23 protein-coding genes are annotated in these 25,174 nt (G+C 69.1%); 15 read left to right on the top strand and 8 right to left on the bottom strand.

The window, feature by feature from the left end:
* Positions 1–91: 91 nt before the first annotated feature.
* From HWX00_RS21825 to HWX00_RS21805, 5 genes are all read right to left on the bottom strand, one after another.
* Positions 92–943 (bottom strand): alpha/beta fold hydrolase, encoded by an 852-nt coding sequence (locus HWX00_RS21825; RefSeq protein WP_175028151.1) that lies wholly within the window; start codon positions 941–943, stop codon positions 92–94.
* A gap of 237 nt (positions 944–1,180) precedes the next feature.
* Positions 1,181–1,510, bottom strand: a complete 330-nt coding sequence (locus HWX00_RS21820; protein ID WP_049029252.1) for a DUF3579 domain-containing protein — start codon at positions 1,508–1,510, stop codon at positions 1,181–1,183.
* A 25-nt stretch (positions 1,511–1,535) separates the two neighbouring features.
* Positions 1,536–2,897, bottom strand: coding sequence for a sigma-54-dependent transcriptional regulator (locus HWX00_RS21815; protein ID WP_059558955.1), 1,362 nt, complete (start codon positions 2,895–2,897; stop codon positions 1,536–1,538).
* Complete coding sequence (locus HWX00_RS21810) at positions 2,887–4,773, bottom strand: sensor histidine kinase (protein ID WP_124670354.1); 1,887 nt, start codon at positions 4,771–4,773, stop codon at positions 2,887–2,889. Before HWX00_RS21810 ends, HWX00_RS21815 begins: the two co-directional genes overlap by 11 nt.
* 145 nt (positions 4,774–4,918) lie before the next feature.
* Positions 4,919–6,283 (bottom strand): 2-hydroxycarboxylate transporter family protein, encoded by a 1,365-nt coding sequence (locus tag HWX00_RS21805; RefSeq protein ID WP_049028681.1) that lies wholly within the window; start codon positions 6,281–6,283, stop codon positions 4,919–4,921.
* A gap of 430 nt (positions 6,284–6,713) precedes the next feature.
* Here HWX00_RS21805 and HWX00_RS21800 point away from each other — a divergent pair, with 430 nt between their 5' ends.
* The 11 genes from HWX00_RS21800 to HWX00_RS21750 all read left to right on the top strand — a co-directional run bounded on the left by HWX00_RS21800 (position 6,714) and on the right by HWX00_RS21750 (position 17,795).
* The gene (locus HWX00_RS21800) at positions 6,714–7,544 is read left to right on the top strand and encodes a MetQ/NlpA family ABC transporter substrate-binding protein (protein WP_124610053.1); all 831 of its coding nucleotides are present in this window, start codon (positions 6,714–6,716) and stop codon (positions 7,542–7,544) included.
* An 11-nt stretch (positions 7,545–7,555) separates the two neighbouring features.
* The gene (locus tag HWX00_RS21795; protein ID WP_124610054.1) at positions 7,556–8,974 is read left to right on the top strand and encodes an LLM class flavin-dependent oxidoreductase; all 1,419 of its coding nucleotides are present in this window, start codon (positions 7,556–7,558) and stop codon (positions 8,972–8,974) included.
* 18 nt (positions 8,975–8,992) lie between these two features.
* Positions 8,993–10,168, top strand: coding sequence for a methionine ABC transporter ATP-binding protein (locus HWX00_RS21790; protein WP_034187800.1), 1,176 nt, complete (start codon positions 8,993–8,995; stop codon positions 10,166–10,168).
* The gene (locus HWX00_RS21785; protein ID WP_034187801.1) at positions 10,161–10,817 is read left to right on the top strand and encodes a methionine ABC transporter permease; all 657 of its coding nucleotides are present in this window, start codon (positions 10,161–10,163) and stop codon (positions 10,815–10,817) included. Before HWX00_RS21790 ends, HWX00_RS21785 begins: the two co-directional genes overlap by 8 nt.
* 53 nt (positions 10,818–10,870) lie before the next feature.
* Complete coding sequence (locus tag HWX00_RS21780) at positions 10,871–11,713, top strand: hypothetical protein (RefSeq protein ID WP_175028150.1); 843 nt, start codon at positions 10,871–10,873, stop codon at positions 11,711–11,713.
* Positions 11,710–12,921 (top strand): acyl-CoA dehydrogenase family protein, encoded by a 1,212-nt coding sequence (locus HWX00_RS21775; protein ID WP_059558948.1) that lies wholly within the window; start codon positions 11,710–11,712, stop codon positions 12,919–12,921. The genes HWX00_RS21780 and HWX00_RS21775 overlap by 4 nt, the downstream gene beginning before the upstream one ends.
* A 178-nt stretch (positions 12,922–13,099) precedes the next feature.
* On the top strand, positions 13,100–14,308 hold the full coding sequence (gene zigA / locus HWX00_RS21770) for a zinc metallochaperone GTPase ZigA (RefSeq protein ID WP_208456745.1): 1,209 nt from the start codon (positions 13,100–13,102) through the stop codon (positions 14,306–14,308).
* Between the two features lie 60 nt (positions 14,309–14,368).
* On the top strand, positions 14,369–15,289 hold the full coding sequence (gene folE2, locus HWX00_RS21765) for a GTP cyclohydrolase FolE2 (protein WP_175028148.1): 921 nt from the start codon (positions 14,369–14,371) through the stop codon (positions 15,287–15,289).
* Complete coding sequence (locus HWX00_RS21760; RefSeq protein ID WP_069706920.1) at positions 15,283–15,864, top strand: 6-pyruvoyl trahydropterin synthase family protein; 582 nt, start codon at positions 15,283–15,285, stop codon at positions 15,862–15,864. The genes folE2 and HWX00_RS21760 overlap by 7 nt, the downstream gene beginning before the upstream one ends.
* Positions 15,861–16,421, top strand: coding sequence for a gamma carbonic anhydrase family protein (locus HWX00_RS21755; protein ID WP_034187807.1), 561 nt, complete (start codon positions 15,861–15,863; stop codon positions 16,419–16,421). The genes HWX00_RS21760 and HWX00_RS21755 overlap by 4 nt, the downstream gene beginning before the upstream one ends.
* Before the next feature lie 3 nt (positions 16,422–16,424).
* Complete coding sequence (locus HWX00_RS21750; protein ID WP_175028147.1) at positions 16,425–17,795, top strand: dihydroorotase; 1,371 nt, start codon at positions 16,425–16,427, stop codon at positions 17,793–17,795.
* Here HWX00_RS21750 and HWX00_RS21745 read toward each other — a convergent pair.
* On the bottom strand, positions 17,792–18,256 hold the full coding sequence (locus HWX00_RS21745) for an Lrp/AsnC family transcriptional regulator (RefSeq protein ID WP_034187809.1): 465 nt from the start codon (positions 18,254–18,256) through the stop codon (positions 17,792–17,794). The genes HWX00_RS21750 and HWX00_RS21745 overlap by 4 nt on opposite strands.
* Before the next feature lie 155 nt (positions 18,257–18,411).
* On the opposite strand from HWX00_RS21745, the gene HWX00_RS21740 reads away from it, so the two are divergent.
* On the top strand, positions 18,412–19,041 hold the full coding sequence (locus HWX00_RS21740) for a LysE family translocator (protein WP_175028146.1): 630 nt from the start codon (positions 18,412–18,414) through the stop codon (positions 19,039–19,041).
* 6 nt (positions 19,042–19,047) lie between these two features.
* On the opposite strand, the gene HWX00_RS21735 is transcribed toward HWX00_RS21740, so the two are convergent.
* Entirely contained in the window at positions 19,048–19,896 is an 849-nt protein-coding gene (locus HWX00_RS21735; protein WP_175028145.1) for a helix-turn-helix domain-containing protein, read from the bottom strand.
* Positions 19,897–20,096: 200 nt separating this feature from the next.
* Here HWX00_RS21735 and HWX00_RS21730 point away from each other — a divergent pair, with 200 nt between their 5' ends.
* Positions 20,097–21,050, top strand: coding sequence for a DUF2167 domain-containing protein (locus tag HWX00_RS21730; RefSeq protein WP_175028144.1), 954 nt, complete (start codon positions 20,097–20,099; stop codon positions 21,048–21,050).
* A complete protein-coding gene (locus HWX00_RS21725) occupies positions 21,047–21,772 on the top strand; it encodes a site-2 protease family protein (RefSeq protein ID WP_059558938.1) in 726 nt (241 codons plus the stop codon). Before HWX00_RS21730 ends, HWX00_RS21725 begins: the two co-directional genes overlap by 4 nt.
* Before the next feature lie 54 nt (positions 21,773–21,826).
* Here the strand turns inward: HWX00_RS21725 and HWX00_RS21720 are convergent, their stop codons facing one another.
* Positions 21,827–23,221: an MFS transporter gene (locus tag HWX00_RS21720; RefSeq protein WP_175028143.1), complete on the bottom strand. Its 1,395-nt coding sequence runs from the start codon at positions 23,219–23,221 to the stop codon at positions 21,827–21,829.
* A 248-nt stretch (positions 23,222–23,469) separates the two neighbouring features.
* On the opposite strand from HWX00_RS21720, the gene HWX00_RS21715 reads away from it, so the two are divergent.
* Positions 23,470–25,047, top strand: a complete 1,578-nt coding sequence (locus tag HWX00_RS21715) for an aldehyde dehydrogenase (NADP(+)) (protein ID WP_175028142.1) — start codon at positions 23,470–23,472, stop codon at positions 25,045–25,047.
* Positions 25,048–25,174 lie beyond the last annotated feature (127 nt).

The raw sequence follows: 25,174 nt of genomic DNA, 5'->3' as shown, positions 1-25,174 counted from the left end.
GCGCAACGGCGCGACGCGGGGTTGGCCGCCCGCATCGTTTCGTGTCGGAGGGGAAAAGGCGTGACGGGCGGCGCGACAGCCGCCCCGGAAATCACGCGGCGACGAATTCGTGCACGTAACGGTTGAACACGGCGGGGCTCGCGGCGTTCATCCCGTGCGACGCGCCGGCGACGGTCTGCCGTTGCGCGTTGGCGATCCACTGCGACAGCGTATCGACGTTGTGGCGGAACATCTTCGGGCTGCGCTGGCCGTCGATCAGCAGCGTGCGGCATGCGATATCGCCGGCCGTGTGCTGCGAATACGCGGGCAGCGGGTCGCGCAGCTGTTTCGGCAGCGTGCTCGCGTTGTCGATCGCCATCGTGCGGAAGCGCGACGTGCTCTTTTTCCACGCGCCCGGCAGGCTCACCGAATCGACGAACATCTCGAGACCGGATTCGACGTCGCCCTGGCCGATCAGGTTCACGGCCTGCGTGCGCAGCGCGAGCGCGGCGGCCGGCAGCGCGCCTTCGCGTACGCCCGGCTGCTGCAGCGGGCCGCCCGGATCGGCGAGCACGAGCGACGCGACGAGGTGCGGATGCTGGCGCGCGACGTTGAATGCAACGCTGCCGCCACGCGAATGGCCGACCAGGTGCACGGGGCCGAGATCGAGCGCGTCGATGAATTCGGCGAGCTCGTCGACGTGGTTCTGCCAGCTGAACTCGTCCTGGATGCCCGCTTCGACGGCCGGCCAGTAGTGGCTGAGGCTCGGCGCGATGCAGCGGTAGTGGGCCGACAGCGCGGCAAGTTGCGGATCCCAGTAGCGATAGTCGCACAGCGAGCCGTGCACGAACACCATCGGCGCACCGCTGCCCCGCTCGACATACGGCAGGCTGATGCCCGACGAAAGCGTCGCAAATTGCAGGTCGGGGTTCGCGAGCACGGACGGCTCGATTCGCATGTTCATGACTGAAAGGCTCAAAGGTGCGTCAACACGACGCAACTATGCATCACGGCGACCTGCAAGGAAAACGCATAATTTTCATCGTGACGATCAATTTTTTTGATGGCTGCGGCGGAAACCCTTGTCGCAGCGTGGTCATGTGTCGAGGCCTTCGATCGTCTGACGATTCATTTCGCCGATGAAAGGGCGCGCGACGGCCCGCGCGCATGCGCCTTCGCCGCGAAAAAGGGGGCCCGCGCGTCAGCGCACCGTCAACGCGGGCGCGGTCTGAAGCGCGACGGGGAGGTCGTTGTCGGCGGCGAACTGCATCGCGAAGGCGAATGCGTCCGCGCATACGGTGCGCAATTCGTCCGACACGAACAGGCATTTGACGTTGTCGACGACGACGGGCATCGCGAGCCGCGACAGCGCGCACGGATAGCCGGGCCGCCGTTCGCCGACGAACAGCGTGATGACGCCCGCGAGGCGCTCGGGCCAGTCGCTCGGGCGGAAGGTCTTCCGCGCGTGCGTGATGCCGCGGATCAGGTGGCCGGTGATGCGTCCGCGTTCGGTGACTTCGATGCGATCCATGCTGTCGTGCGTGCGCTCGTTCGCGTCATTCGCCACCGTCGGCCGCCGCGTCGCCGCGCGCGGGGATCCGCAGGTTGCGCAGCTTGTGATAGAGCGTCTTCTTCGGCATGCCGAGCGCGACGCTGGCATCGGCCACGTTGCCGTGGTGACGCTGCAGCATGTCCTCGATCAGCATCCGTTCGAAATACGCGAGCTGCTCCGCGAGCGTGCCGCCCACGACCGGCGCTGCGCCGGACGACAGCAGGCTGTCGCCGGTCAGCCCGAGCACGAAGCGGTCGGCCACGTTCTGCAGCTCGCGCACGTTGCCGGGCCACGCATGCGTCATCAGCTCGGACACCTGCGCGGCCGTGACGACCGGCGCCGGCTGCCCGAAGCGCCGCGCGGCCGCGAGCACGAAATGCTCGAACAGCAGCGGTACGTCCTCGCGCCGCTCGCGCAGCGGCGGCAGCTCGATCTGCGCGACGTTGAGGCGATACAGGAGGTCCGCGCGAAAGCGCCCGTCGGCCGCGAGTTCGGCGAGATCGGCCTTCGAGGCGGCCACCACGCGGCAGTCGACCGGAATCAGCTCGTTCGCGCCGAGCCGCTCGACCACGCGCTCCTGCAGCACGCGCAGCATCTTGATCTGCAGCGCAATCGGCATCGTCTCGATCTCGTCGAGGAACAGCGTGCCGCCGTCCGCCCATTCGATCTTGCCGATGCGCTTCTTGATCGCGCCCGTGAACGCGCCCGCTTCGTGGCCGAACAGTTCGCTCTCGAAGATCTGCTCGGGCAGGCCGCCGCAATTGAGCGCGACGAAGTGCGCGTCGCGCCGGCCGCCGAAGTCGTGCAGGCTGCGTGCGATGAGCTCCTTGCCGGTACCCGTCTCGCCGGTGATCAGCACCGACACCGCGGTATCGGCGAGGCGCAGGATCTTCTTGCGCACGTCGGCCATCGCGGGCGACTTGCCGAGCACGAACGCCTCGATGCCCTGCCAGTTGTTCAACGCCGCGCGCAGCCCCTGCACCTCGAGCGTCAGGCGGCGCTTCTCGACCGCGCGCGCGACGCGCCCGGCGATCACGTCCGACGAAAACGGCTTCTCGATGAAGTCGTACGCGCCGACCTGCATCGCGCCGACGGCCGTCGAGATGTCCGCGTGGCCGCTGATCAGCACGACCGGGATCTGCGCATCGACGGCCATCACGCGGTCGAGCAGCTGCAGCCCGTCGATGCCCGGCATCCGCACGTCCGACACGATCACGACTGGCGCGCCCGGTGCGACGTGGGCGAGCGCGTCGGCGGCCGACGCGAATGCGTCCACCGGGAACCCGGCGAGCGCGACGGCCTGCTCGACGCCGATCCGGACGTTTTCATCGTCCTCGACGACCAGCACGCGAATCTTATCTTCCATGCTCTATCCTCTGTTGCGGCGTGGCCGCCGCGAATTCGATACTGAACTGCGCGCCGCCCTCGTCGCGGTTCGTCGCGGCGATCCTCGCGCCGAATGCCTCGACGAGGCGCGACGTGATCGCGAGGCCGAGCCCGAGGCCCTGGCCGCGCGGCTTGGTCGTGACGAACGGCTCGAACAGGTGCGGCAGCACGTCGGGCGCGATGCCGGCGCCGCTGTCGGCCACCGTGAAGCGCACGCGGCCCGCTTCGTCGGGCCCGGCGGCTTCGATGACGATGCGGCGCACTGGTGCGTCGTGCACCGCGTCGAGCGCGTTGCCGAGCAGGTTCACGATCACCTGCTGCAACTGGCTCGACTCGGCCGACACGGTCGTGCCGGGGGCGATGTTCACGTCGAGCCGCACGCCTTCGTCGCGAATCCGCGCGTCGTAGATCAGCCGCGCATGCGCGACGGCCTCGTTCAGCGACACCGCGACGCGTTCGACGTCGGGCTTGCGCGCGAAGGTCTTCAGCTCGCCGGTGAGCACGGCCATGCCGTCGACCAGCTTGCCGATCCGTTCGAGGTTCGCGAGCGCCGGCGCCGGCTGGCCGCGCTCGAAGAACGTGCGCGCGTTGTCGCACAGCGTGCGGATCGCGACGAGCGGCTGGTTCAGCTCGTGGGTGAGGCCGGCGGCCATCTGCCCGAGCACCGCGAGCTTGCCCGCATGCACGACTTCCTGTTGCGACGCGCGCAGCCGCTGCTCGGTGCGCTCGCGCTCGACGATCTCGCGCTGCATCCGCTCGTTCGCGGCCGTCAGCGCGGCCGTGCGCTGCGCGACGGTCAGTTCGAGCCGGTCGTTCGCGCGGCGCAGCGCGTCCTGCGCGTTCAGCCGCGCGACGATCGCCCGGCGGCGCTGGATCGCATAGCCGGCCAGCAGCGCCGCGATCAGGAACGCGCCGGTGACGAACACGAACGCCGTCTGCTGCTGGCGCCGCGCGCCCGCGATGTCGAGCAGCACCATCAGCGAATCGCCGGCCTGCGGCGCGGGGCGCGACATCACGAGATAACGCGTGGTGTGGCCGGCGCGGCGTGGATCGGGGAACGTGCCGAACCACGCGGCCGAGCTGCGGTCGCCGATGCGGCGGTACGGCAGCGCGTCGACGGTGCGGCCCGCGTATTGGCGCGACGCCTGGATGTCGCGCTGCTGCTGCGCGGTGATCGGGCGCAGCGCGGTGAATTTCCATGCGGGCTCGGTCGAGATCACGACCACGCCGTTGCCGTCGACGACCATCGCGGCGACGCCCGGCGCGCGCCAGGCCGATTCGAGCGGATCGACGCTGATCTTCACGGCGGCCACGCCGATCGGCACGCCGTCGTCGCGCACCGCGCTCGCGAAATAGACGCCCGGCACGCCCGTGTTGGTGCCGATCCCGAAGAAGCGGCCGCTGCCGCGCGCGAGCGCGTCCTTGAAGTACGGCCGGTACGACACGTTGGTGCCGACGAAGCTGATCGTCTCGTTCCAGTTGCTGGCGGCGATCACCTCGCCCTGCAGGTCGATCACGTCGACCGCGCCGCTGCCGGCGTCGCGGTTCACGGCTTCGAGGTAGGTGTTTACCGAGTGCACGAGCGCGGGCGCATCGTGCGGCGCGGCCTTCAGCATCGCGCGTACGCCGTCCTGCCGCGCGACGAGGCCCGGCAGGATCTCGAAGCGGCCGAGTTCGCTCTTCAGGCTCGACGCATACAGGTCGAGCCGGTGCGCGCCGGTTTCCTCGAGCGCGTCGATCGCGCGTTCCCACGCGAAATCGACGGCGGCGCCCGCCACGCCGACATACAGCGCGGCGGCCGACGCCCAGCCCCACCACGGGATTCCCTTGAAGCCCTTTTGCACGTTCGCCCTCATCGAAGCCCGCTACCGTCCGTCCGCCACCGGCCGTCCGCCACCTGCCCTCCGCAACCGGCCCTCCCTAACGACACGCGCCGCGCGCCGGCGAGGCCGGCGGCGGCGCGTGCGAAGCAGCCTGCGCGACGGTGCGCGCGGCCGCGCATCAACCGAAGTGCGCGACCAGGATCAGCGTCACCGTGACGACGATCGCGCCGCCGATCCGCGTCGCGATCTGCGCGAACGGCATCAGCTGCATCCGGTTCGCGGCGGTCAGGATCGCGACGTCGCCGGTGCCGCCTTGCCCGCTGTGGCAGGCGTTCACGATTGCGGTGTCGATAGGGTACATCTTCAGCAGGCGGCCGACCACGAAACCGGTGCCCATCAGCGTCGCGACGGTCGACACGATCGTGACCACGTTGACGATCGTGAACGCGGCGGTCAGCTTGTCCCACGGCGTCATCGCGACGCCGATCGCGAACAGCAGCGGATACGTGACGGCGGTCGAGAAGAACTTGTAGACGACGAACGCGCCTTCCTGCAGCGGCGGCGACACCGCGCGCGCGAGCTTCACGAGCACCGCGAGGAACAGCATCGCGACCGGCGCGGGCAGGCCGAACAGCTTGTGCGCCATCAGGCCGACGAGGTACAGCGTGATGGCGGTGATGCCGGCGCCCGCGATGTGCGTGACGTCGACGTGGCCGCGGATCTCTTCGCTTTCCGGCGTCATGTCGCCGCTTTCGCCGACCTGCAGCCGGCCGTTGCCGGTCAGGTGCGGCAGCCGCTTGCCGAGCATGTCGAGCGCGCCCGACAGGATGATCGCGGTCAGGCTGCCGAGCATCACCGGCGGCAGCACCATCGCGAACATCTCGCCCTGCGGCAGGTGCATCAGTTCCGAATAGCCGATCGACAGCGGAATCGCGCCTTCGCCGACGCCGCCCGCCATGATCGGCACGACGATGTACAGCAGCGTGTGGCGCGCGCCGAGGCCGAGCGCGGTGCCGACGGCCGTGCCGACGATCGCCGCGGCGACCGAACCGGCCGCGAGCGGGATGAAGATCTTCACGAAGCCCTGGATCAGCACGCGGCGATCCATGCTCAGGATGCTGCCGACGATGATCGACGCGATGAACAGGTACAGGAAGTTGGTCGACTTCGTGAATTCGACGGTCAGGTTCAGCACCGGCTTCGGCAGCACGTGGTAGTACGTGAGCGCCGACGGCACGAAGGTCGCGAAGATCGCGGCCGCGCCGATGTTGCGCAGGAGCGGCAGGCGCTTGCCGAGTTCCGCGCAGGTGAAGCCGAAGAACGCGAGCACGGCGATCGCCATCGAGATTTCGCCCGGCACCTTGCCCGTCACCGCGAAACCGACGATCAGCGCGAACAGGATCACGTAGACGGGCAGCGGGATGATGCCGATGCGGATTTCCATCAGCTTCCACCAGCCTTCCGGCCAGAAGCGTGCGCGCGTGGCGGGGCCGGCTTCGGCAATCGGCTCGGGATGGGACGGGGTATGGATAGAGGTCTGCAAGACGTGTCTCCTGATGTTGGAATGCCTGCATTGCTTCGCGGCATCGTGTGCCGTCTGTTACGCAACCCCCGTGCCAGGAATCAGGCCTGCCGGAATATTTTCAATCCATTGATTCATAAGGGATTTGTTTCGTCTGCGGAAAGGGTTGGCCGGCCGGCTGGCCGAGATTTCGGAATTCGCCGCGCGCCCAGGCCGAGATTTCGGCCCGGCACCCGGTCCGGCGTCCGGCCGGCCCTTCGGGCGCGCCCGGTCGCCCGCCATATCGCCGCGCGCGATTTTCTTCCCACAATCGCTTCGTAGACCGCCTCCGCGCCGCTCTCTATCATCGGCTGATCCTTTTCCGATGCGATGACGACCGTCCGGAGAACGCCCATGCGTTCGCCGCGGCGCCGCTCATCCGTCGATACCGTCTTTGGACAGGAGTGGTTTCATGCTGCATCCCGTTTTTTCCGCCCGCTTTTCCGCCGGCCGCGCGGCTCGCCTGCTGATGGCCGCGCTGCTCGGCGTCGTGCTGCTGAACGGCGCGCGCGCCGACACCCCGCCGCTGAAGGTCGGCATCTCGACCAGCCCGCAGATCGAGGCGCTGAAGATCGCCGCGAAGGAGGCGAAAGAGCAGGGGCTCGACGTGAAGATCGTCGAGTTCACCGACTGGAATACGCCGAACGCCGCGCTCGCGAACAAGGACATCGACGTCAACTACTTCCAGCACATCCCGTTTCTCGAGAACGCGAAGAAGCAGGGCGGCTACAACTTCATCTCGATCGCGCCCGGCACGATCATGAAGATCGGCCTCTATTCGAAGAAGGTGAAGCGCTTCGACGAACTGAAGGACGGTGCGCGCGTCGCGATCGCGAACGATCCGGTCAACGGCGGGCGCGGCTTGCTGCTGCTGCAGCGCGCCGGGCTCATCACGCTGAAGCCGGGCGCCGATTACCGCGCGACCACGCACGACATCGTCGCCAACCCGAAGCATCTGAAGATCATCCCGCTCGAGGCGTCGCAGCTCGCGCGCTCGCTCGACGACGTCGATCTCGCGCAGGGCTACCCGAGCTTCATCAAGCTTGCCGGCACGACCGATCCGAACAGCGCGCTGCTGTTCGACGGCACCGAGAACAAGAACTTCGCGATCCAGTGGGTCGTGCGGCCCGAGAGCGCGAACGATCCGCGCATCCGCAAGTTCATCGCGATCTACCAGCACTCGCCGGCCGTGCGCCGTGCGCTCGACAACGCGTTCGGCTCGCTGTACGCGATCGCGTGGTGACGGAGGCAGGCATGACGACGGCGAACCGCAAGAAGATCCTGCTCAACGCGTTCAACATGAACTGCGTCGGGCACATCAACCACGGGCTGTGGACGCATCCGCGCGACCGCTCCGCGCACTACACCGATCTCGACTACTGGGCCGATCTCGCGAAGACGCTCGAACGCGGCAAGTTCGACGGGATCTTTCTCGCGGACATCGTCGGCGTATACGACGTGTTCGGCGGCGGCCCCGAAGCGGCGCTGCGCGAATCGGTGCAGGTGCCGGTCAACGATCCGCTGCTGCTCGTGCCCGCGATGGCGCAGGTCACGCGGCATCTCGGCTTCGGCGTGACCGCGAACCTGACCTACGAGCCGCCTTATCTGTTCGCGCGCCGCATGTCGACGCTCGATCATCTGACGAAAGGCCGCGTGGGCTGGAACATCGTCACCGGCTACCTCGACAGCGCCGCGCGCGGGATGGGCCTCGCGCAGCAAATCGGCCACGACGACCGCTACGAGCGCGCGGACGACTACATGGACGTCGTCTACAAGCTGTGGGAACAGAGCTGGGACGACGACGCGGTGATCCGCGATGCGCAGGCGCGCGTGTTCGCGCAGCCGGGCAAGGTGCGGCGCGTGAGGCACGACGGGCCGTTCTATTCGGTCGACGCGATCCATCTGAGCGAGCCGTCGCTGCAGCGCACGCCGGTGCTGTACCAGGCCGGGTCGTCGGCGCGCGGCGTCGAGTTCGCGGGCCGTCACGCGGAATGCGTGTTCGTGAACGGGCAGAGCAAGGCGGCCGCGCGCGCGGCGGCGCTCGACATCCGCGCGGCCGCCGCGCGGCAGGGCCGCGATCCGGCATCGATCCGGATCTTCGCGGGCGTGAGCGTCGTGACGGCCGAGACCGAGCGGCTCGCACGCGAGAAATTCGACGAATACCGGCGCTATGCGAGCCCCGAAGCCGGCCTCGCGCATTTCGCGAGCTCGACCGGCATCGATTTCGCGCAGTACGGCCTCGACGAGCCGATCTCGTACGTGAAGACCGATTCGATCCAGTCGGCCGTCGACGCGATCTCGCGCAAGAGCACGACCGGCATGTGGACCGTGCGGCGCATGCTCGAACAGATGTCGCTCGGCGGCCGTTACGCGCCGATCGTCGGCTCGCCGTCGCAGGTCGCGGACGAACTGCAGTCGTGGATCGACGAGACCGGCATCGACGGCTTCAACCTGACGCGCACCGTGATGCCCGAATCGTTTGAGGATTTCGTCGACTGGGTCGTGCCGGAACTGCAGAACCGCGGCGTCTACAAGGAAGACTACGATCCCGCGCCGACGCTGCGCGAGAAACTGTTCGGCGCGGGCCCGCGCCTGCCCGCGTGGCACACCGGCGCGCAGCACCGGCCGGCCGCCGCGGCGCAAACCGAACCCGCGCATCCCGCGCATGCGTGAACCTGACGGAGCGAAGCGATGACGCAATTGTTCGATACGCTGGGTTTCATCGAGCCGTCGGCCGTGCGGGCCGGCGCGGGGGCCGCGGCGCGTGACGAAGCGGCCGCGCGATATGACGGCGTGGCCGTCTCGCTGGAGCAGGTCGGCAAGGTATTCGCGACGCCGCGCGGCCACGCTGCCGCGCTGCGCGACGTGACGCTCGACGTGCGGCGCGGCGAGGTGTTCGGGATCATCGGCCGCAGCGGTGCTGGCAAATCGACGCTGCTGCGGCTCGTGAACGGCCTCGAACGGCCGAGTTCGGGCCGCGTGCGCGTGCAGGGCGTCGACGTCGGCGCGCTCGACGAGGACGGGCTCGTCGCGCTGCGGCGGCGCACCGGCATGGTGTTCCAGCATTTCAACCTGCTGTCCGCGAAGACGGTGTTCGAGAACGTCGCGCTGCCGCTGAAGATCGCCGGCGTGCCGAAGGCCGAGCGCGTGCGCAAGGTCGAGGCGCTGCTCGATCTCGTCGGGCTCGCGGCCAAGCGCGACGCGTATCCGGCGAGCCTGTCGGGCGGGCAGAAGCAGCGCGTCGGCATTGCCCGCGCGCTCGTGCACGATCCCGAGGTCCTGCTGTGCGACGAGGCGACGTCGGCGCTCGATCCGGAGACGACGCAATCGATCCTCGCGCTGCTCGCCGACATCAACCGCCGCCTCGGGCTGACGATCGTGCTGATCACGCACGAGATGGAAGTGATCCGCGCGGTGTGCGATACGGTCGCGGTCATCGAACAGGGGGAAGTGGTCGAAACGGGCGCCGTGTGGCGTGTGTTCGGCGATCCGCGCCACGGCGCGACGCGCGCGCTGCTCAGTACGCTGCAGCATGACCTGCCGGCCGAGCTGGCCGCGCGTGTGCAGCCGCTGCCCGAACAGGCCGCGTTGCCCGACGGTGCGCAGGTCGTGCTCGACGTCCGCTATACGGGCGAGAGCGGCGGCGAGCCCGACGTCGGCGCGCTCGCGGCGGCGCTCGGCGGCTCGGTGCGGTTCCTGCACGGCGGCATCGAGCGTATTCAAGGCCATGCGCAGGGGCGGCTCGTGATCGCGGCCGCGCCCGGCGTGGACGACACGGGCGCGCAGCCTGCGCGCCGCGCGGTCGCCGTGCTGCTCGAACGCGCGCGGCGCCACGCGAATCACGCGGAGGTGCTCGGTTATGTTTGAGCTCTGGTGGCCCGAACTGCTCGACGCGATTCGCGACACGCTGTCGATGGTCGCGGCATCGGCCGCGATCGCCGCGCTGCTCGGCATTCCGCTCGCGGTGATCCTCGTCACTACCGCACCCGGCGGGATCTACGCGCGGCGCGGCGTGAACGCGGTGCTCGGCGCGCTCGTCAACGTGTTCCGCTCGACGCCGTTCATCATCCTGCTCGTCGCGCTGCTGCCGTTCACGCGCGTGCTGATCGGCACGACGATCGGCGTGTGGGCAGCCGTCGTGCCGCTGTCGATCGCCGCGATCCCGTTCTTCGCGCGGATCGCCGAAGTGAGCCTGCGCGAAGTCGATCGCGGGCTGATCGAGGCCGCGCTCGCGATGGGCGCGAAGCGCCGCCACATCGTGTGGCACGTGCTGCTGCCGGAGGCGCTGCCCGGCATGCTCGGCGGCTTCACGATCACCGTCGTCGCGCTGATCGGCTCGACCGCGATGGCGGGCGCCGTCGGCGCGGGCGGGCTCGGCGATCTGGCGATCCGCTACGGCTATCAACGTTTCGACACCACCGTCATGGCGACCGTGATCGTGATCCTGATCGCGCTCGTCTCGGCCGTGCAAATCACGGGCGACCGCCTGGTCCGACGCGTGACCCGGCGTACCTGAGCGACGCCACAAGCGTCCGCTCGTTTCATTCCTGATCCTGAGAGAACCTACCCATGACCTTGCCCATCGACGCTCCGCGCGAGTGGAACGGAGCATTCGAGGAAGCGCTGTTCCTGGACGTGGCGCGACGCCACCGTCCGGACTTTCCGGCCAAGCTCGCGACACCGCCGCGCGAGCCGCGCAACGACGACGAACTGGCCGCCGTCGCCGACTACTACACGAAGATGGCGTCGCACGACCTGTTCATCGTGCAGGTCGTCGCGAAGGCGATCGACACGCTGTTCCGCGACGATCCGCATTTCCAGCTGATCCTGTCGCGCCAGCTCGGCGACGACGGCGCGCACGCGGTGATCGGCCGCGAACGCGTCACCGAACTGACGGGGCGCGATCCGCTGCCGGAAGTCGACCGGCTCGTCGCCGCGCACTGGGCGCGCATCGGCGACATCGCGGTGCGCGACGTCGCGGGTTTTCTTGCGTTCGAATGGCATTACGAGCTGCACATCCTCGCGAAGCTGTGGATCCAGCGCAAGACCGGCCGCATCGGCGACAGCGCGATGCGCGAGCATGGCGAGAACCGGATCCGGCCGGACGAGGAGTGGCATCGCGTGCAGATCGTCCAGTGGTGGTTCGACACGCTGAAGGCGCTGCCGGCCGCCGAGCGCGACGCGCTGATCGATCGCGTGATCGCGGCCGACGAGGAAACGCAGGCACGGCTCGACGGTTATCTGCACGACGAATACGCGCACACCGCGCACGTGTTCGGCGCCGATATCGCCGAATACCGCGCGATCTACGACGATTGGCGGCGCGAGATCCTGTCGCGCCTCACCGGCCGCCGGCTCGAGGCGCTGGTGCCGCTGTCGGGCGCAACCGTCGCACAGGAAGCCCTTGCATGAACGATCCACGCGGCCCGGCGACCTTTGCGCCGGATACCGATGCACCGGCCGTCGACCGCGACGCGCTGGCGCGCGCGATCGACGCGCTGCGCGTGACCGCCGCCGAGCGCGACCGAACGGGCGGTCACGCGGCGCAGGAGAAACAGTGGCTTGCCGACGCGGGCCTGTTGACGCTCGCGGTGCCGCGCGCGTTCGGCGGGCAGGAAGCCGCATGGCCCGAGATCTACGACGCGATCCGGCAGGTCGCGCGCGTCGACAGCGCGCTCGCGCATCTCGTCGGGTTCCAGTGCCTGCAGGTGGTGAGCGTCGACGTGTGGGGCAACCCGGCGCAGCGCGAACGCTATCTGCGCGGCACGGTCGAGCAGCGCTGGTGGTGGGGCAATGCGGTCAATCCGCTCGATACGCGGCTCATCGCCACGGCGACGCCCGACGGCGGCTACCGGCTCGACGGCGTGAAGGGTTTCTGTTCGGGTACGCGCGGGTCGCAGCGCATGACGGTGTCCGCGCACGATCCGGCAACCGGCCGTACCGTGTTCGGCGTCGTGCCGACCGATCGTCCGGGGATCACGGTCAACGAGGACTGGGACCCGATCGGCCAGCGCCAGACCGACAGCGGCAGCGTGCGCTTCGACGGCGTGACGCTCGCGGCGGACGAGGTGCTGCATCGTTCCGAAGCGCCGCCGACGCCGCGCGCGACGCTGCGCACGCTCGTGTCGCAGCTCGTGCTGACGAACCTGTTCGTCGGCCTGGCGGAAGGCGCGTTGGCCGAGGCGCGCGATTACGTGCGGCAGCACGGCCGCCCGTGGATTCACGCGGACGTCGCGCAGGCGGAAGACGATCCGTACACGCTGCAGCGTGTCGGCGACATGCGCGTGCGCGCGATCGCCGCGGCGGCACTGGCCGATCGCGCGGCCGCTGCGTTGCAGCGCGCGTGGGCGCGTCAGGATGCGCTGACGGCCGACGCGCGCGCCGACGTCGCGCTTGCGGTATCGGAAGCGAAGATCGTCGCGCAGCGCGCGGCGCTCGACAACGGCGAAGCACTGTTCGACGCGTGCGGCGCGCGCGCGACGGCCGCGTCGCTCGGCCTCGACCGTTTCTGGCGGAATGCGCGCACGCATACGCTGCACGATCCGCTCGACTACCGGTTGCGCGATGTCGGCCGGTTCGCGCTGACGGGGGAATTGCCGCAGGCGTCGCTTTATACGTGACGGCAATACGGGCGCGGGGCCGCTGCGCGGCGGCTCCGCGCCGACGGTCCGGCGCGGGCGCTTGCCGTTCCGGCCGGCACGTCGTTCGATCGGAGCGCTGGACGTTCGAAATGATATGTTATATCGTTGCGATACAATATATCATCTGCTCCTCGACCTCCTCTTCCGGAATCGCCCGATGCGCACCGCACCCCGTCCGTCCACGCGGCTTCCCGTGACCGTCCTGTCCGGCTTCCTCGGCGCCGGCAAGACGACGCTGCTCAACCACATCCTCAACAATCGCGAGGGCCGGCGCGTCGCGGTCATCGTCAACGACATGTCCGAGGTCAACATCGATGCGGCGCTCGTGCGCGACGGCGGCGCGGGCCTGTCGCGCACCGACGAGAAGTTGGTCGAGATGAGCAACGGCTGCATCTGCTGCACGTTGCGCGAGGATCTGCTGATCGAGGTCGACCGGCTCGCGCGCGAAGGGCGCTTCGACCAGCTCGTGATCGAATCCACCGGCATCTCGGAGCCGCTGCCGGTGGCCGAGACGTTCACGTTCGAAGGCGAGGACGGCCGCAGCCTCGGCGAAGTCGCGCGGCTCGACACGATGGTGACGGTGGTCGACGCATTCAATTTCCTGCGCGACTACGCGTCGCGCGACAGCCTGCGGTCGCGCGGCGAATCGATGGGCGACGAGGACGCGCGCACGGTCGTCGATCTGCTGGTCGACCAGATCGAGTTCTGCGACGTGATCGTGATCAACAAGATCGACCTGATCGACGCCGGCGCGCGCGAGCGGCTGGTCGCGCTGCTGCGCGGGCTGAACCCGCGCGCGCGGATCGAGATCGCCGAGTTCGGCAAGGTGCCGCTCGAGCGCGTGCTCGACACGGGCCTGTTCGACTTCGACGAGGCGTCGCGCGCGCCGGGCTGGCTGCAGGAGATGCGCGGCACGCATACGCCGGAGACCGACGCGTACGGGATCCGCAGCTTCGTCTACCGCGCGCGGCGGCCGTTCCATCCGCGGCGCTTCTTCGAGCTCGTCGAAAGCGAATGGCCGGGCGTCGTCCGCTCGAAGGGGTTCTTCTGGCTGGCCACGCATCCGACCGTCGCCGGGTCGTGGTCGCAGGCCGGGGCGGTCGCGCGGCACGGGCCGGCGGGGTACTGGTGGGCGGCCGTGCCGCCCGAGCGCTGGCCGCGGGACGCCGAGGCCGTCGCGCAGATCCGCGCGCGCTGGGACGAGCGCGTCGGCGACGCCCGCCAGGAACTCGTGCTGATCGGCATGGACATGGACGAGCCCGCGCTGCGCGCGCGCCTCGACGCGTGTCTGCTGACCGACGCCGAGATGGCCGCCGGCCCCGAACACTGGACCACGTGGGACAACCCGTTTCGCGACTGGTCCTGACCTGAACGCGCGCTGCCTGCATCGATCCGGATGGACAAGGCGCGCCACCGGAATCCGAGCATGAATGCAGCCCTTCCCGATGTTTCCCTGACCGATGCCGCGCCCGGCCGCCGTCCGCTCGAATGGGTCGGCATGCAGGGCATCGACCTGCCCGCCGCGGTGGCCGAGCCCGGCTGCCGGCGCGACGTGCATGCCCGCGCCGACGTGCAGGTCGATCTGCCCGCACCGCACGTGAAAGGCATCCACATGTCGCGGCTGTACGGGCTGCTCGACCGGCTCGCCGACGGCGAAGCGCTGTCGCCGGCCGGCCTCGGGCGCGTGCTGCGCGCGATGGTCGACAGCCATCGCGACTGCGACACGCGCAGCGCGCGCGTGCGGCTGCGCTTCGACCTGCTGGCCCGCCGCCCCGCGCTCGTGACCGAGGGGCTGGTCGGGTGGAAGGCGTATCCGGTGCGGATCGACGCGACGCTCGCCGGCGAAGCGTTCGAGCTGCGCGCCCAGGTGACGGTCGCCTATTCGTCCACATGCCCGTGCTCGGCCGCGCTGTCGCGGCACTGGGTCGAACAGGCATTCCTGGCCGCGTTCGGCCGCGAGGATCGCGTGGCGCCGGCGGCTGTCGCCGCATGGCTGAAACGGCATGCGTCGGCCGCCACGCCGCACAGCCAGCGCAGCGAAGCCGTCGTCGGCGTGGCGCTGCCCGCCGCCGGCGCGACGCTGGGGCTGATCGACCTGATCGATCGCGTCGAGCATGCGCTCGGCACGCCGGTGCAGACGGCCGTCAAGCGCGCGGACGAACAGGCGTTCGCGGTGCTGAACGGCGGCAACCTGATGTTCGTCGAGGATGCCGCGCGCCGCGTGCAGGCCGCGCTGGACGGTCGTCACGCGAATCCGTGTGTCCAGGTGCGCCATCTGGAAAGCCTGCACCCGCACGATGCGGTGGCCTGGGCCGCGCCGATGGCGGAAGGCGCCGGCGCATGCTGATCCGCAAGCTGTTCCGGTTCGAGAATGCGCATGTCGTGCGCGGCTGCAGCACGCGGCGCTGCTCGCATTCGATCCACGGCCATTCGTACCGCGTCGAGTTGCTGCTCGAAGCGCACGCGCTGGACCACGGGCAGATGATCTACGACTTCGGGCTGCTCAAGGGCGACGTGCGCGACCTGATCGACGCGTTCGATCATGCGGTGACGCTGTGGTCGGACGACGATCCATGCTACGTCGAAAGCATGCGTCGTTTTTCCGAGCGCTGGGTGGTGCTGCCCGTGTCACCGAGCGCCGAACAGTTCTCGCGCGTGTTGTTTCGCCTCGTCGACGCGGCGCTGAGCGGCACGCGCATGTCGAACGGCGAAGCCGACGTGCGGCTGCATTCGGTCATCGTGCACGAGACCGAGACCGGCTACGCGCAGTGTTTTCGCGACGACGCCTTCAATCCGCGCATGGGCCCGATCGACCTCGATGCGATCGTGTTCGCACCGGCCATCGCCGCGCAGTGGCGCGATCCGGGCCTGTTCGAGCGGCTCAGGCGCGGCCCCCTCCTTTCCCGGCAGGAATCCTCATGATCCGAAAGAACCCGCGCGGCGACCTGCCGCGGATTCATCCGAACGCCTTCGTCGACCCGACCGCCATCCTGTGCGGGCACGTGATCGTCGAGGAGAACGTGTTCATCGGCCCGTACGCGGTGATCCGCGCGGACGAAACGGATGCCGACGGCCGGATCGCGCCGATCGTGATCGGCGCGCATTCGAACATCCAGGACGGCGTCGTGATCCATTCGAAGTCGGGCGCGAGCGTGACGATCGGCCGGCACACGTCGATCGCGCATCGCGCGATCGTCCACGGGCCGTGCAAGGTCGGCGACGGCGTATTCGTCGGGTTCAACAGCGTGCTGTTCAACTGCACGATCGACGACGGCTGCGTGGTGCGCTACAACGCGGTCGTCGACGGCTGCCATCTGCCGCCGGGCTTCTACGTCCGTTCGACCGAACGCATCGGGCCGGAAACCGATCTCGCCGCGTTGCCGCAGGTCACGGCCGATGCGAGCGATTTCTCCGAGGACGTCGCGCGCACGAACAATGCGCTGGTGCTCGGCTACAAGCACATCCAGAACGAGTTCTGAGTCATGGGCGAGCGGATGGGGCATGACGCAACCGACGCGCCGACGCGTCGCCACGTCGACCTGCTCGTGCAGGGCGGCACGGTGATGACGCCCAACGGCGCCGAACGGATCGACGTCGCGTGCGCGGCGGGCCGCGTGGTCGCGCTGGGCGCGTTGCAGGGCAGCTGGCGGGCCGACGTCGTGCTCGATGCGCGCGGATTGCATGTGTTGCCGGGCGTGGTCGACAGCCAGGTGCATTTCCGCGAGCCGGGGCTGACGCACAAGGAGACCTTCGAGGCCGGCACGCGCGGCGCGGTGCTCGGCGGCGTCACGACCGTCTTCGAGATGCCCAACACGCATCCGCTGACGCTGAGCGGGCAGGACCTGCAGGCGAAGCTGGACCTGGCGCGCGGTCGCGCGTGGTGCGACTACGCGTTCTATATCGGCGGCTCGGCCGTGAATGCGGAGCGGTTGCCGGCACTCGAGCGCCTGCCCGGCTGCGCGGGCGTGAAGGTATTCATGGGCAGTTCGTTCGGCGACCTGCTGGCCGACGACGCAACCGTGTTGCGCCGGATCCTGCGCAACGGGCGCCGGCGCATGGCCGTGCATGCGGAGGACGAGGCGCGGCTGCGCGAACGCAAGGCGATCGTGGAAGCGAGCGGCGACGTGCGCGATCATCCGCGCTGGCGCGACGAGGACAGTGCGCTGATCGCGACGCGGCGCATCGTCGGGCTGGCGGCCGAAACGGGCCGTCGGCTGCATGTGCTGCACGTGTCCACGGCGGACGAAATGGCGTTTCTTCAACACCATCGGCGGCGCGTGACGGTCGAGGTCACGCCGCACCACCTGAGCCTCGCTGCGCCGGATTGCTACGAGCGGCTCGGCACGTTCGCGCAGATGAATCCGCCCGTGCGCGAGCGGCGTCACCGGGACGCGTTGTGGCAGGCCGTCCGCGACGGCGTGGTCGACGTGATCGGCAGCGATCACGCGCCGCATACGCGCGACGAAAAGCGCCGCCCGTATCCGCAGTCGCCGAGCGGGATGGCCGGCGTGCAGACGCTGCTGCCGCTGATGCTCGACCACGTGCATGCGGGCCGCTTGAGCCTCGAGCGGCTGGTCGACCTGACCAGCGCCGGGCCGGCGCGCATTTTCGGCATCGAGGGGAAAGGGCGCATCGCGGCCGGCTACGACGCCGATTTCAGCATCGTCGACCTGCGGGCGCGACGGATCATCCGCGACGAATGGATCGCCAGCGTGAGCGGCTGGACACCTTACGACGGGTGCGCAGTCACGGGCTGGCCCGTGCATACGGTCGTGCGCGGGCAGGTCGTCGTGCGCGACGGCGCGCTGAACGGGCAGCCGGCCGGGGAGGCCGTCACGTTTCTGGACGCCTAGATCGGCAGGCGAACCGTCTGCTTGATGCGCTTCAGCGGAATCTCGGTTTCGACGTTGCGGACGCCTTCGATCTGCGTGAGCGTTTCCATCTGGAAGCGTTGGTAGTCGTCGAGATCGCGCGCGATCACGCGCAGCAGATAGTCGTAGCTGCCGGCCATCAGATGACATTCGAGCACTTCGGGCGCCTGCTCCATCTCGCGCGCGAAGCGCTCGACCGTCGTCTTGTCCTGGCGCTCCAGCGTGACGCGCACGAACGCGCTGAATCGCAGGTCGACGGCGGCGGGATTCAGCAGCGCGACATAAGCGTCGATCACGCCCTGTTCCTCGAGCAGATGAACGCGGCGCAGGCAGGGCGTGGCCGACAGCCCGGCCTGTTGCGCGAGTTCGGCATTCGTCTGATTCGAATTCCGTTGCAATGCGCGCAGAATGCGCCGATCGATCGCATCCAGTTTGATTGACATTTTTGACTACCATGAGCGTGATTGCTAGAGAATAGCGCCAAATCAGGCCGGTGAAGTAGCCAAATTTGCATTCAATCTCCACGGAAGGGCGTCGATAATCTGACGACCGGCCGGGCGATTCCCGTCCGTCGGCCATCCCGTTCTGGAGTACTCCCATGTCGCACCTATCCTGGTTGCCGTTCATTGCAACGTCGCTGCTGGTCATCGTCACGCCGGGCCAGGACATGGTTCTCGTGATGTCGCGCACGCTGTCCGGCGGCACGCGCGCGGGCCTCGTGACCGCCGCGGGCGTCAGCGTCGGGTTGCTCGTGCACACGATGCTCGCGACGCTCGGGCTGGGCGCGCTTCTTCAGGCATCCGAATGGTTGTTCACGGCACTGAAGGTGATCGGCGCGCTGTACCTGCTGTACCTCGGCATCACGTTGCTGCGTTCGTCGGGCGAACTGTCGCTCGCGAGCAGCAGCAGCGGCGCGCAGGTGTCGCGGCTGCGTACGTTCGCGCAAGGCGCGCTGTCCAACGTGTCGAATCCGAAGGTCGCGCTGTTCTATCTGGCGTTCCTGCCGCAGTTCGTGCCGGCGGGCACCGCGCATCCGATGCGGTCGCTGTTCGTGCTGGGCGCGACGTTCGCCGGCCTGACGTTTCTCGTCAAGGGGCCCGTCGCGCTGTTCGCCGGCCTGCTGTCGGCATCGATCCGGCGCAACCCGCGCATCCTGACGCGCCTGCACCGCGTCAGCGGCGTGGTCCTGCTGGGGCTTGGCGTGAAGCTGGCGCTCGAGCGCCGCTGATGGCGGTCATGACGCGGGCAGGGTGTCCGCCAGCGCCCGCATCGCGTCGACCGTCTCCGGATTCGCCGGAAAGAACGCCTCGATCGCGAGTTCCGACAGCGTCACGTCGACCGGCGTGCCGAACACCGTCGTCGTACTGAAGAACGTCAGCTCGCCGGCCGCCGTGCGCAATCGCAATGGCACGGCGATATCCGCGAAATCGGCGCGTGCCGGCGGGGTGTCGGGCTGGCCGCCCGGCGCCGGATACGCGGCGAGCTCGTCGCGCAGCGCATGCAGCGTGCGGTCGCCGCTCGCGTCGATCTGCCGCTGCAGCCGATGCAGGATGTGCGCGCGCCATTCATGCCAGTTGGCGATCTGCGAGGCGAGGCCGTCCGGATGCAGGCTCAGCCGCAGCACGTTGACGGGCGGCTGCAGCAGCGCCGGATCGGCCTGCGCGACCAGCGCGCCGAGCATCCGGTTCGCGGCGAGCAGCACCCAGTGACGGTCGACCGCGAGCGCCGGGTAGGGCTCGTGGCCGCGCAGCACGGCTTCGGCCGCGTGGCGCGCGGCGTCGAGTTGAGGATCCGAAAACGGCCGTTCGCGAAACAGCGGCGCGAAGCCGGCCGCGACGAGCAGCGCATTGCGTTCGCGCAGCGGCACGTCGAGGCGTTCGGCGAGGTGCAGCACCATCTCGCGGCTCGGCTGCGCGCGGCCCGATTCGACGAAGCTCAGGTGGCGCGCGGAGACTTCCGCGTCGAGCGCGAGCGCCATCTGGCTCAGGCGCCGGCGCTGGCGCCACGTGCGCAGCAGCGGGCCGACGCCGGACGCGCGGCCGGCGGACGGGGAGGGCGAATGGGCGGTGGCGGTCGGGTTCATGACGCGGATGATAGGCAATCTCGCGCACCTTGGGCATTACCTGTCAGGTAAGCATCGCGCCGCTCCCCGGGCCCTGGCGCGTCGCGGCGCTGCGTTACCATGGCGACCGTGCCACCTGAGAGGCGGCGCCGGACCCGCGAGACCAATCACGGGCCGGTGCCGCGCACATTCACGACAAGGCATTCCAGGGGAATCCAACAATGAAAAGACTTGCCGTCCGGCTCGCCTGCGTGGCGACGCTCGCACTCGCCGCGACCAGCGGCCACGCGCAGACCGAAGCTGCGCAGGTGGAAATGAGGGCCGCCGCCGCGGCCGCCAACGAAGCGGTCGTGAAAGGGCCGACCGACATCGACGTGAAACACGAAGCCGTGCTGAAGCTGAAGGCCGGCGAGTCGTTCGTGCCGGCCGCCGAGGCCGGCCGCTACCTGCGCTCGATGGGTAATTCGATCGACGAAGCCAAGCTGGTCGGCCTCGTGCTGCCCGACGACCCGGACGCCGACTGGATTTCGGTCGTGTCGTTCGAGCCGAGCGGCTATATCCGCGACGACGACGCGAAGGACTGGAAGCCCGACGAGCTGCTGAAGAGCCTGCAGGCCGGCACCGAGGAAAACAACCCGGCGCGCAAGGAGCGCGGCCTGCCCGAAACCGAGGTGGTCGGCTGGGCGAAGGCGCCCGCGTACGACGCGGCCACGCACCGGCTCGTGTGGTCCGCGATCATCCGCGACAAGGGCGCGGCGCCGAATGCCGCAAACGACGGCGTGAACTACCGGACGCTCGTGCTGGGCCGCGACGGCTACCTGTCGCTGACGATGGCGTCGACGCTTGCCGACCTGCCGAAATACAAGGCGTCGGCCGACGACCTGCTGTCGAACATCAGCTTCAACGACGGCAAGCGCTACGCCGATTTCAACCGGTCGACCGACCACGTTGCCGAGTACGGGCTGGCGGCGCTGATCGTCGGCGTTGGCGCGAAGAAGCTCGGCCTGCTCGCGCTGATCGGCGCGTTCGCGGTGAAGTTCTTCAAGATCGGCGCGGTCGCGCTGCTGGCCGGCGGCGCGGCGCTCAAGCGCTTCTTCGGGCGCAAGCCGAAGGCCGCCGCGGTGCCGGCGGTCGCCGACGCGTTCGAGGCAGCCGCCACGGAGCGCAAGGAATGACGAAGCTGCTGCTGCTGATCTTCGGCGGCCTCAAGCTCGGCAAGGTGCTCGTGTCGGCGGGCACCATGCTGGCGTCGATCGCGGTCTACGCGCTGTTCTACGGCTGGCGGTTCGCGGCCGGTTTCGTCGCGCTGCTGCTGGTGCACGAGGCCGGCCACTACGTCGCCGCGCGGCGGCGCGGGCTCGACGTCGGGCTGCCGACCTTCATCCCGTTCGTCGGCGCATGGATCCAGCTGAAGGCGATGCCGCACGACGCGGAAACCGAGGCATACGTCGGGCTTGCCGGGCCGTTCGTCGGCACGCTCGGCGCGCTGGCCTGCTACGCGGCCGCGCGGCACACCGACAGCAACCTGCTGCTCGCGCTGTCGTACACGGGCTTCTTCCTGAACCTGTTCAACATGATTCCGCTGTCGCCGTTCGACGGCGGGCGGATCACCGCGGTGTTGTCGCCGCGCATCTGGTTCGCGGGCGTGCCCGTGCTGATCGCGCTGTTCGTGTATCGCCCGAGCCCGCTGCTGATCGTGATGGCGATCCTCGCGCTGCCGCAGCTGAAGCGCGCGTGGCGCTACGATCCCGACGCGCCGGAGAACCGCGTGTACTACGCGACGTCGATCGAGACGAAAACGACGTACGCGCTCTGCTACGTCGGCCTGCTCGCGTTCCTTGCGCTGATGACGTCCGGCGTGCACGACATGCTGCGCGTCGCGCATTCCGCCGCTTGATGCGAAAACGGCGGCCGCTCGAAAGCGGCCGCCGTTTGCATGGAACGTCGACCCTCAGGCGTCGCGATGACGCAATTCGACGCGCTTGATGTCCTTCACGATCACGAGATAGCTGAACACGGTGACGAGCGCGTTCAGCCCGACGAACACGAGCGCGCCGTTGAACGAGCCGCTCGCGCCGACGAGGTAGCCGATCGCGATCGGCGCGACGATGCCGGCCGTGTTGCCGAACATGTTGAACAGGCTGCCCGACAGGCCGATCGCCTCCTTCGGCGCGGTGTCCGCGACGACGGCCCAGCCGAGCGAGCCGATCCCCTTGCCGAAGAACGACACGGCCATCAGCACGATCACCAGCGCTTCGCTGTCGACGTAGTTGCAGCCGATGATCGCCATCGACAGCGCCATCCCGCCGACGATCGGAATCTTGCGGGCGAGCGTCAGCGACACGCCGCGACGGATCAGCGCGTCCGACAGCATTCCGCCGAGCACGCCGCCGAGGAACCCGCAGATCGCGGGCAGCGACGTCATGAAGCCGGCCTTCAGCAGCGACATGCCGCGCGCCTGCACGAGATAGATCGGGAACCACGTGAGGAAGAAGTACGTGAGCACGTTCACGCAATACTGGCCGAGGTACACGCCGATCAGCATCCGGTTCGACAGCAGCTGGCGCACGTAGTACCAGCCGGCGACGCGGCCGCCTTCCGCGCGCGTGCCGCCGGCGTCGCGCGGCCCGGCGGGCCGGCCCGCCGATCGCACGAGCCCGCCGCCCTGTTCGATATGGTCGAGTTCCGCGCGGTTCACCGCCGGATGGTCGGCCGGGTCCTTCATGACGCGCAGCCACAGGAACGCGAGCGCGATGCCGGCCAGGCCGAGCCACAGGTACACCTGGTGCCAGCCGTACGCATGCGTGAGCCACGCCATCAGCGGCGAGAACACCACGGCCGCGAAGTACTGCGCGGCGTTGAAGATCGCCGACGCGGTGCCGCGCTCGGCGGTCGGGAACCAGCTCGCGACGACTTTCGCATTGGCCGGAAACGCGGGCGCCTCGGCGATGCCGACCGCGAAGCGCATCGCGAACAGCGCGGCGACCGCGAACGCGGCGCTGCCGCCGAGGCCGATCGTGCTCTGCAGCAGCGTGAACGCCGACCACAGGAAGATGCTCGCCGCATAGACGCGCCGTGCGCCGAAGCGGTCGAGCAGCCAGCCGCTCGGCAGTTGCGCGAGCACGTACGCCCAGCTGAACGCCGAGAAGATGTAGCCCATCGTCACCGGATCGATGCCGAACGCCTGGCGGATCGGCGTGCCGGTGATCGACAGCGTCGCACGGTCCGCGTAGTTGAGCGTCGTGACGACGAACAGCATCGCCAGGATCCAGTAGCGCACGGCGGTCCGGCGCGCGGTGCGCGAGAGGTCGAGCTGAAGATCGCGAGGAGAAGTCTGATGGCTCACTTTGAATGTACGTCGTCGTATGACATGACTGAAAGTTTATTGATAATGGCCGGATGCATAAACTTCGGGTTTTCCCTTTGAAGCGTGTCGCCACAGTGTGGGAAAGTCGTGAGAACCTGGCCGGACAAGGCTTGCGGGTGTATCGTCGGCGCCCTCGCAAATGGCGGACAGGGGGCGATGATGTCAGCGGACATCGTATCTGTTGCGCTACAATGAGCCATTCATTCCCGAACCACGGAGCACATCCCATGCAACTGACAGGAGAGATGCTGATCGGCGCCGACGCGGTGGCCGGCTCGGCCGGAACCTTGCACGCGTTCGACCCGACGCAGGGCGCGCCGATCGACGCGCCGGCGTTCGGCGTCGCGTCGCCGGCCGATATCGACCGCGCGTGCGAACTCGCGCGCGACGCGTTCGATGCGTACCGCGCGCAGCCGCTCGCGGCCCGCGCGGCGTTTCTCGAGGCGATCGCCGATGAAATCGTCGCGCTCGGCGATGCGCTGATCGAGCGCGCGCACACCGAAACGGGCCTGCCCGTCGCGCGGCTGCAGGGCGAGCGCGGCCGCACCGTCGGCCAGCTCCGGCTGTTCGCGCGCGTCGTGCGCGACGGGCGTTTCCTTGCCGCATCGATCGATCCCGCGCAGCCCGCGCGCACGCCGCTGCCGCGTTCGGACCTGCGTCTGCAGAAAGTCGCGCTCGGGCCCGTCGTCGTGTTCGGCGCGAGCAATTTCCCGCTCGCGTTCTCGGTGGCCGGCGGCGATACGGCGTCGGCACTCGCGGCCGGCTGCCCGGTGATCGTCAAGGCGCACGAGGCGCATCTCGGCACGTCCGAGCTGGTCGGCCGCGCGATCCGCGCCGCCGTCGCGAAAACCGGCATGCCGGCCGGCGTGTTCTCGCTGCTGATCGGCCCCGGCCGCGCGATCGGCCCGGCGCTCGTCAGCCATCCGGCGGTCCAGGCCGTCGGCTTCACCGGCTCGCGGCAGGGCGGCATGGCGCTCGTGCAGCTCGCGAACGCGCGTCCGCAGCCGATTCCCGTCTACGCGGAAATGAGCAGCATCAACCCGGTCGTGCTGTTCCCGGCCGCGCTCGCCGCGCGCGGCGACGCGATCGCGACGGGCTTCGTCGATTCGCTGACGCTCGGCGTCGGCCAGTTCTGCACGAACCCGGGCCTCGTGCTCGCGATCGACGGCCCCGATCTCGACCGCTTCGAAACCGTCGCCGCGCAGGCGCTCGCGAAGAAGCCGGCCGGCGTGATGCTCACGCACGGCATTGCCGATGCGTACCGCAGCGGTCGCGGCAAGCTGGCCGAACTGCCGGGCGTGCGCGAAATCGGCGCGGGCGAGGCGGCGCAGACTGACTGCCAGGCCGGCGGCGCACTGTACGAAGTCGGCGCGCAGGCGTTCCTGGCCGAACCGGCGTTCAGCCACGAGGTGTTCGGGCCGGCGTCGCTGATCGTGCGCTGCCGCGATCTCGACGAAGTCGCGCGCGTGCTCGACGGGCTCGAAGGCCAGTTGACGGCCACGCTCCAGATGGACGCCGACGACAAGCCGCTCGCCCGCCGGCTGCTGCCGATCCTCGAACGCAAGGCCGGGCGCCTGCTCGTCAACGGCTACCCGACGGGCGTCGAGGTGTGCGATGCGATGGTGCACGGCGGGCCGTTCCCCGCGACGTCGAACCCGGCCGTCACGTCGGTCGGCGCGACGGCGATCGAGCGTTTCCTGCGGCCCGTGTGCTATCAGGACTTTCCGGACGATCTGCTGCCCGAAGGGCTGCAGGACGGCAATCCGCTGGCGATCCCGCGCTTGCGGGACGGTAAGGCGGAATGACGGACGGCGGCCCGGCAACGAACGCCGGGCCGCTCGCCGGAGGGACGAAAGCGGAGGCGGCCGACGGGTCCCCTCCGCTTTTTTCGTGGCGTCTTCCGCGTTTCCCGAATTTCTCCTACAGTACCGG

Origin of the sequence: Burkholderia seminalis DSM 23518 (assembly GCF_902832885.1) — a bacterium.
In the GTDB taxonomy this organism is placed as follows: Bacteria; Pseudomonadota; Gammaproteobacteria; order Burkholderiales; family Burkholderiaceae; genus Burkholderia; species Burkholderia seminalis.
Note: the sequence above shows the minus strand (reverse complement) of the source record. Positions and strands in the feature narration are given on the sequence as shown.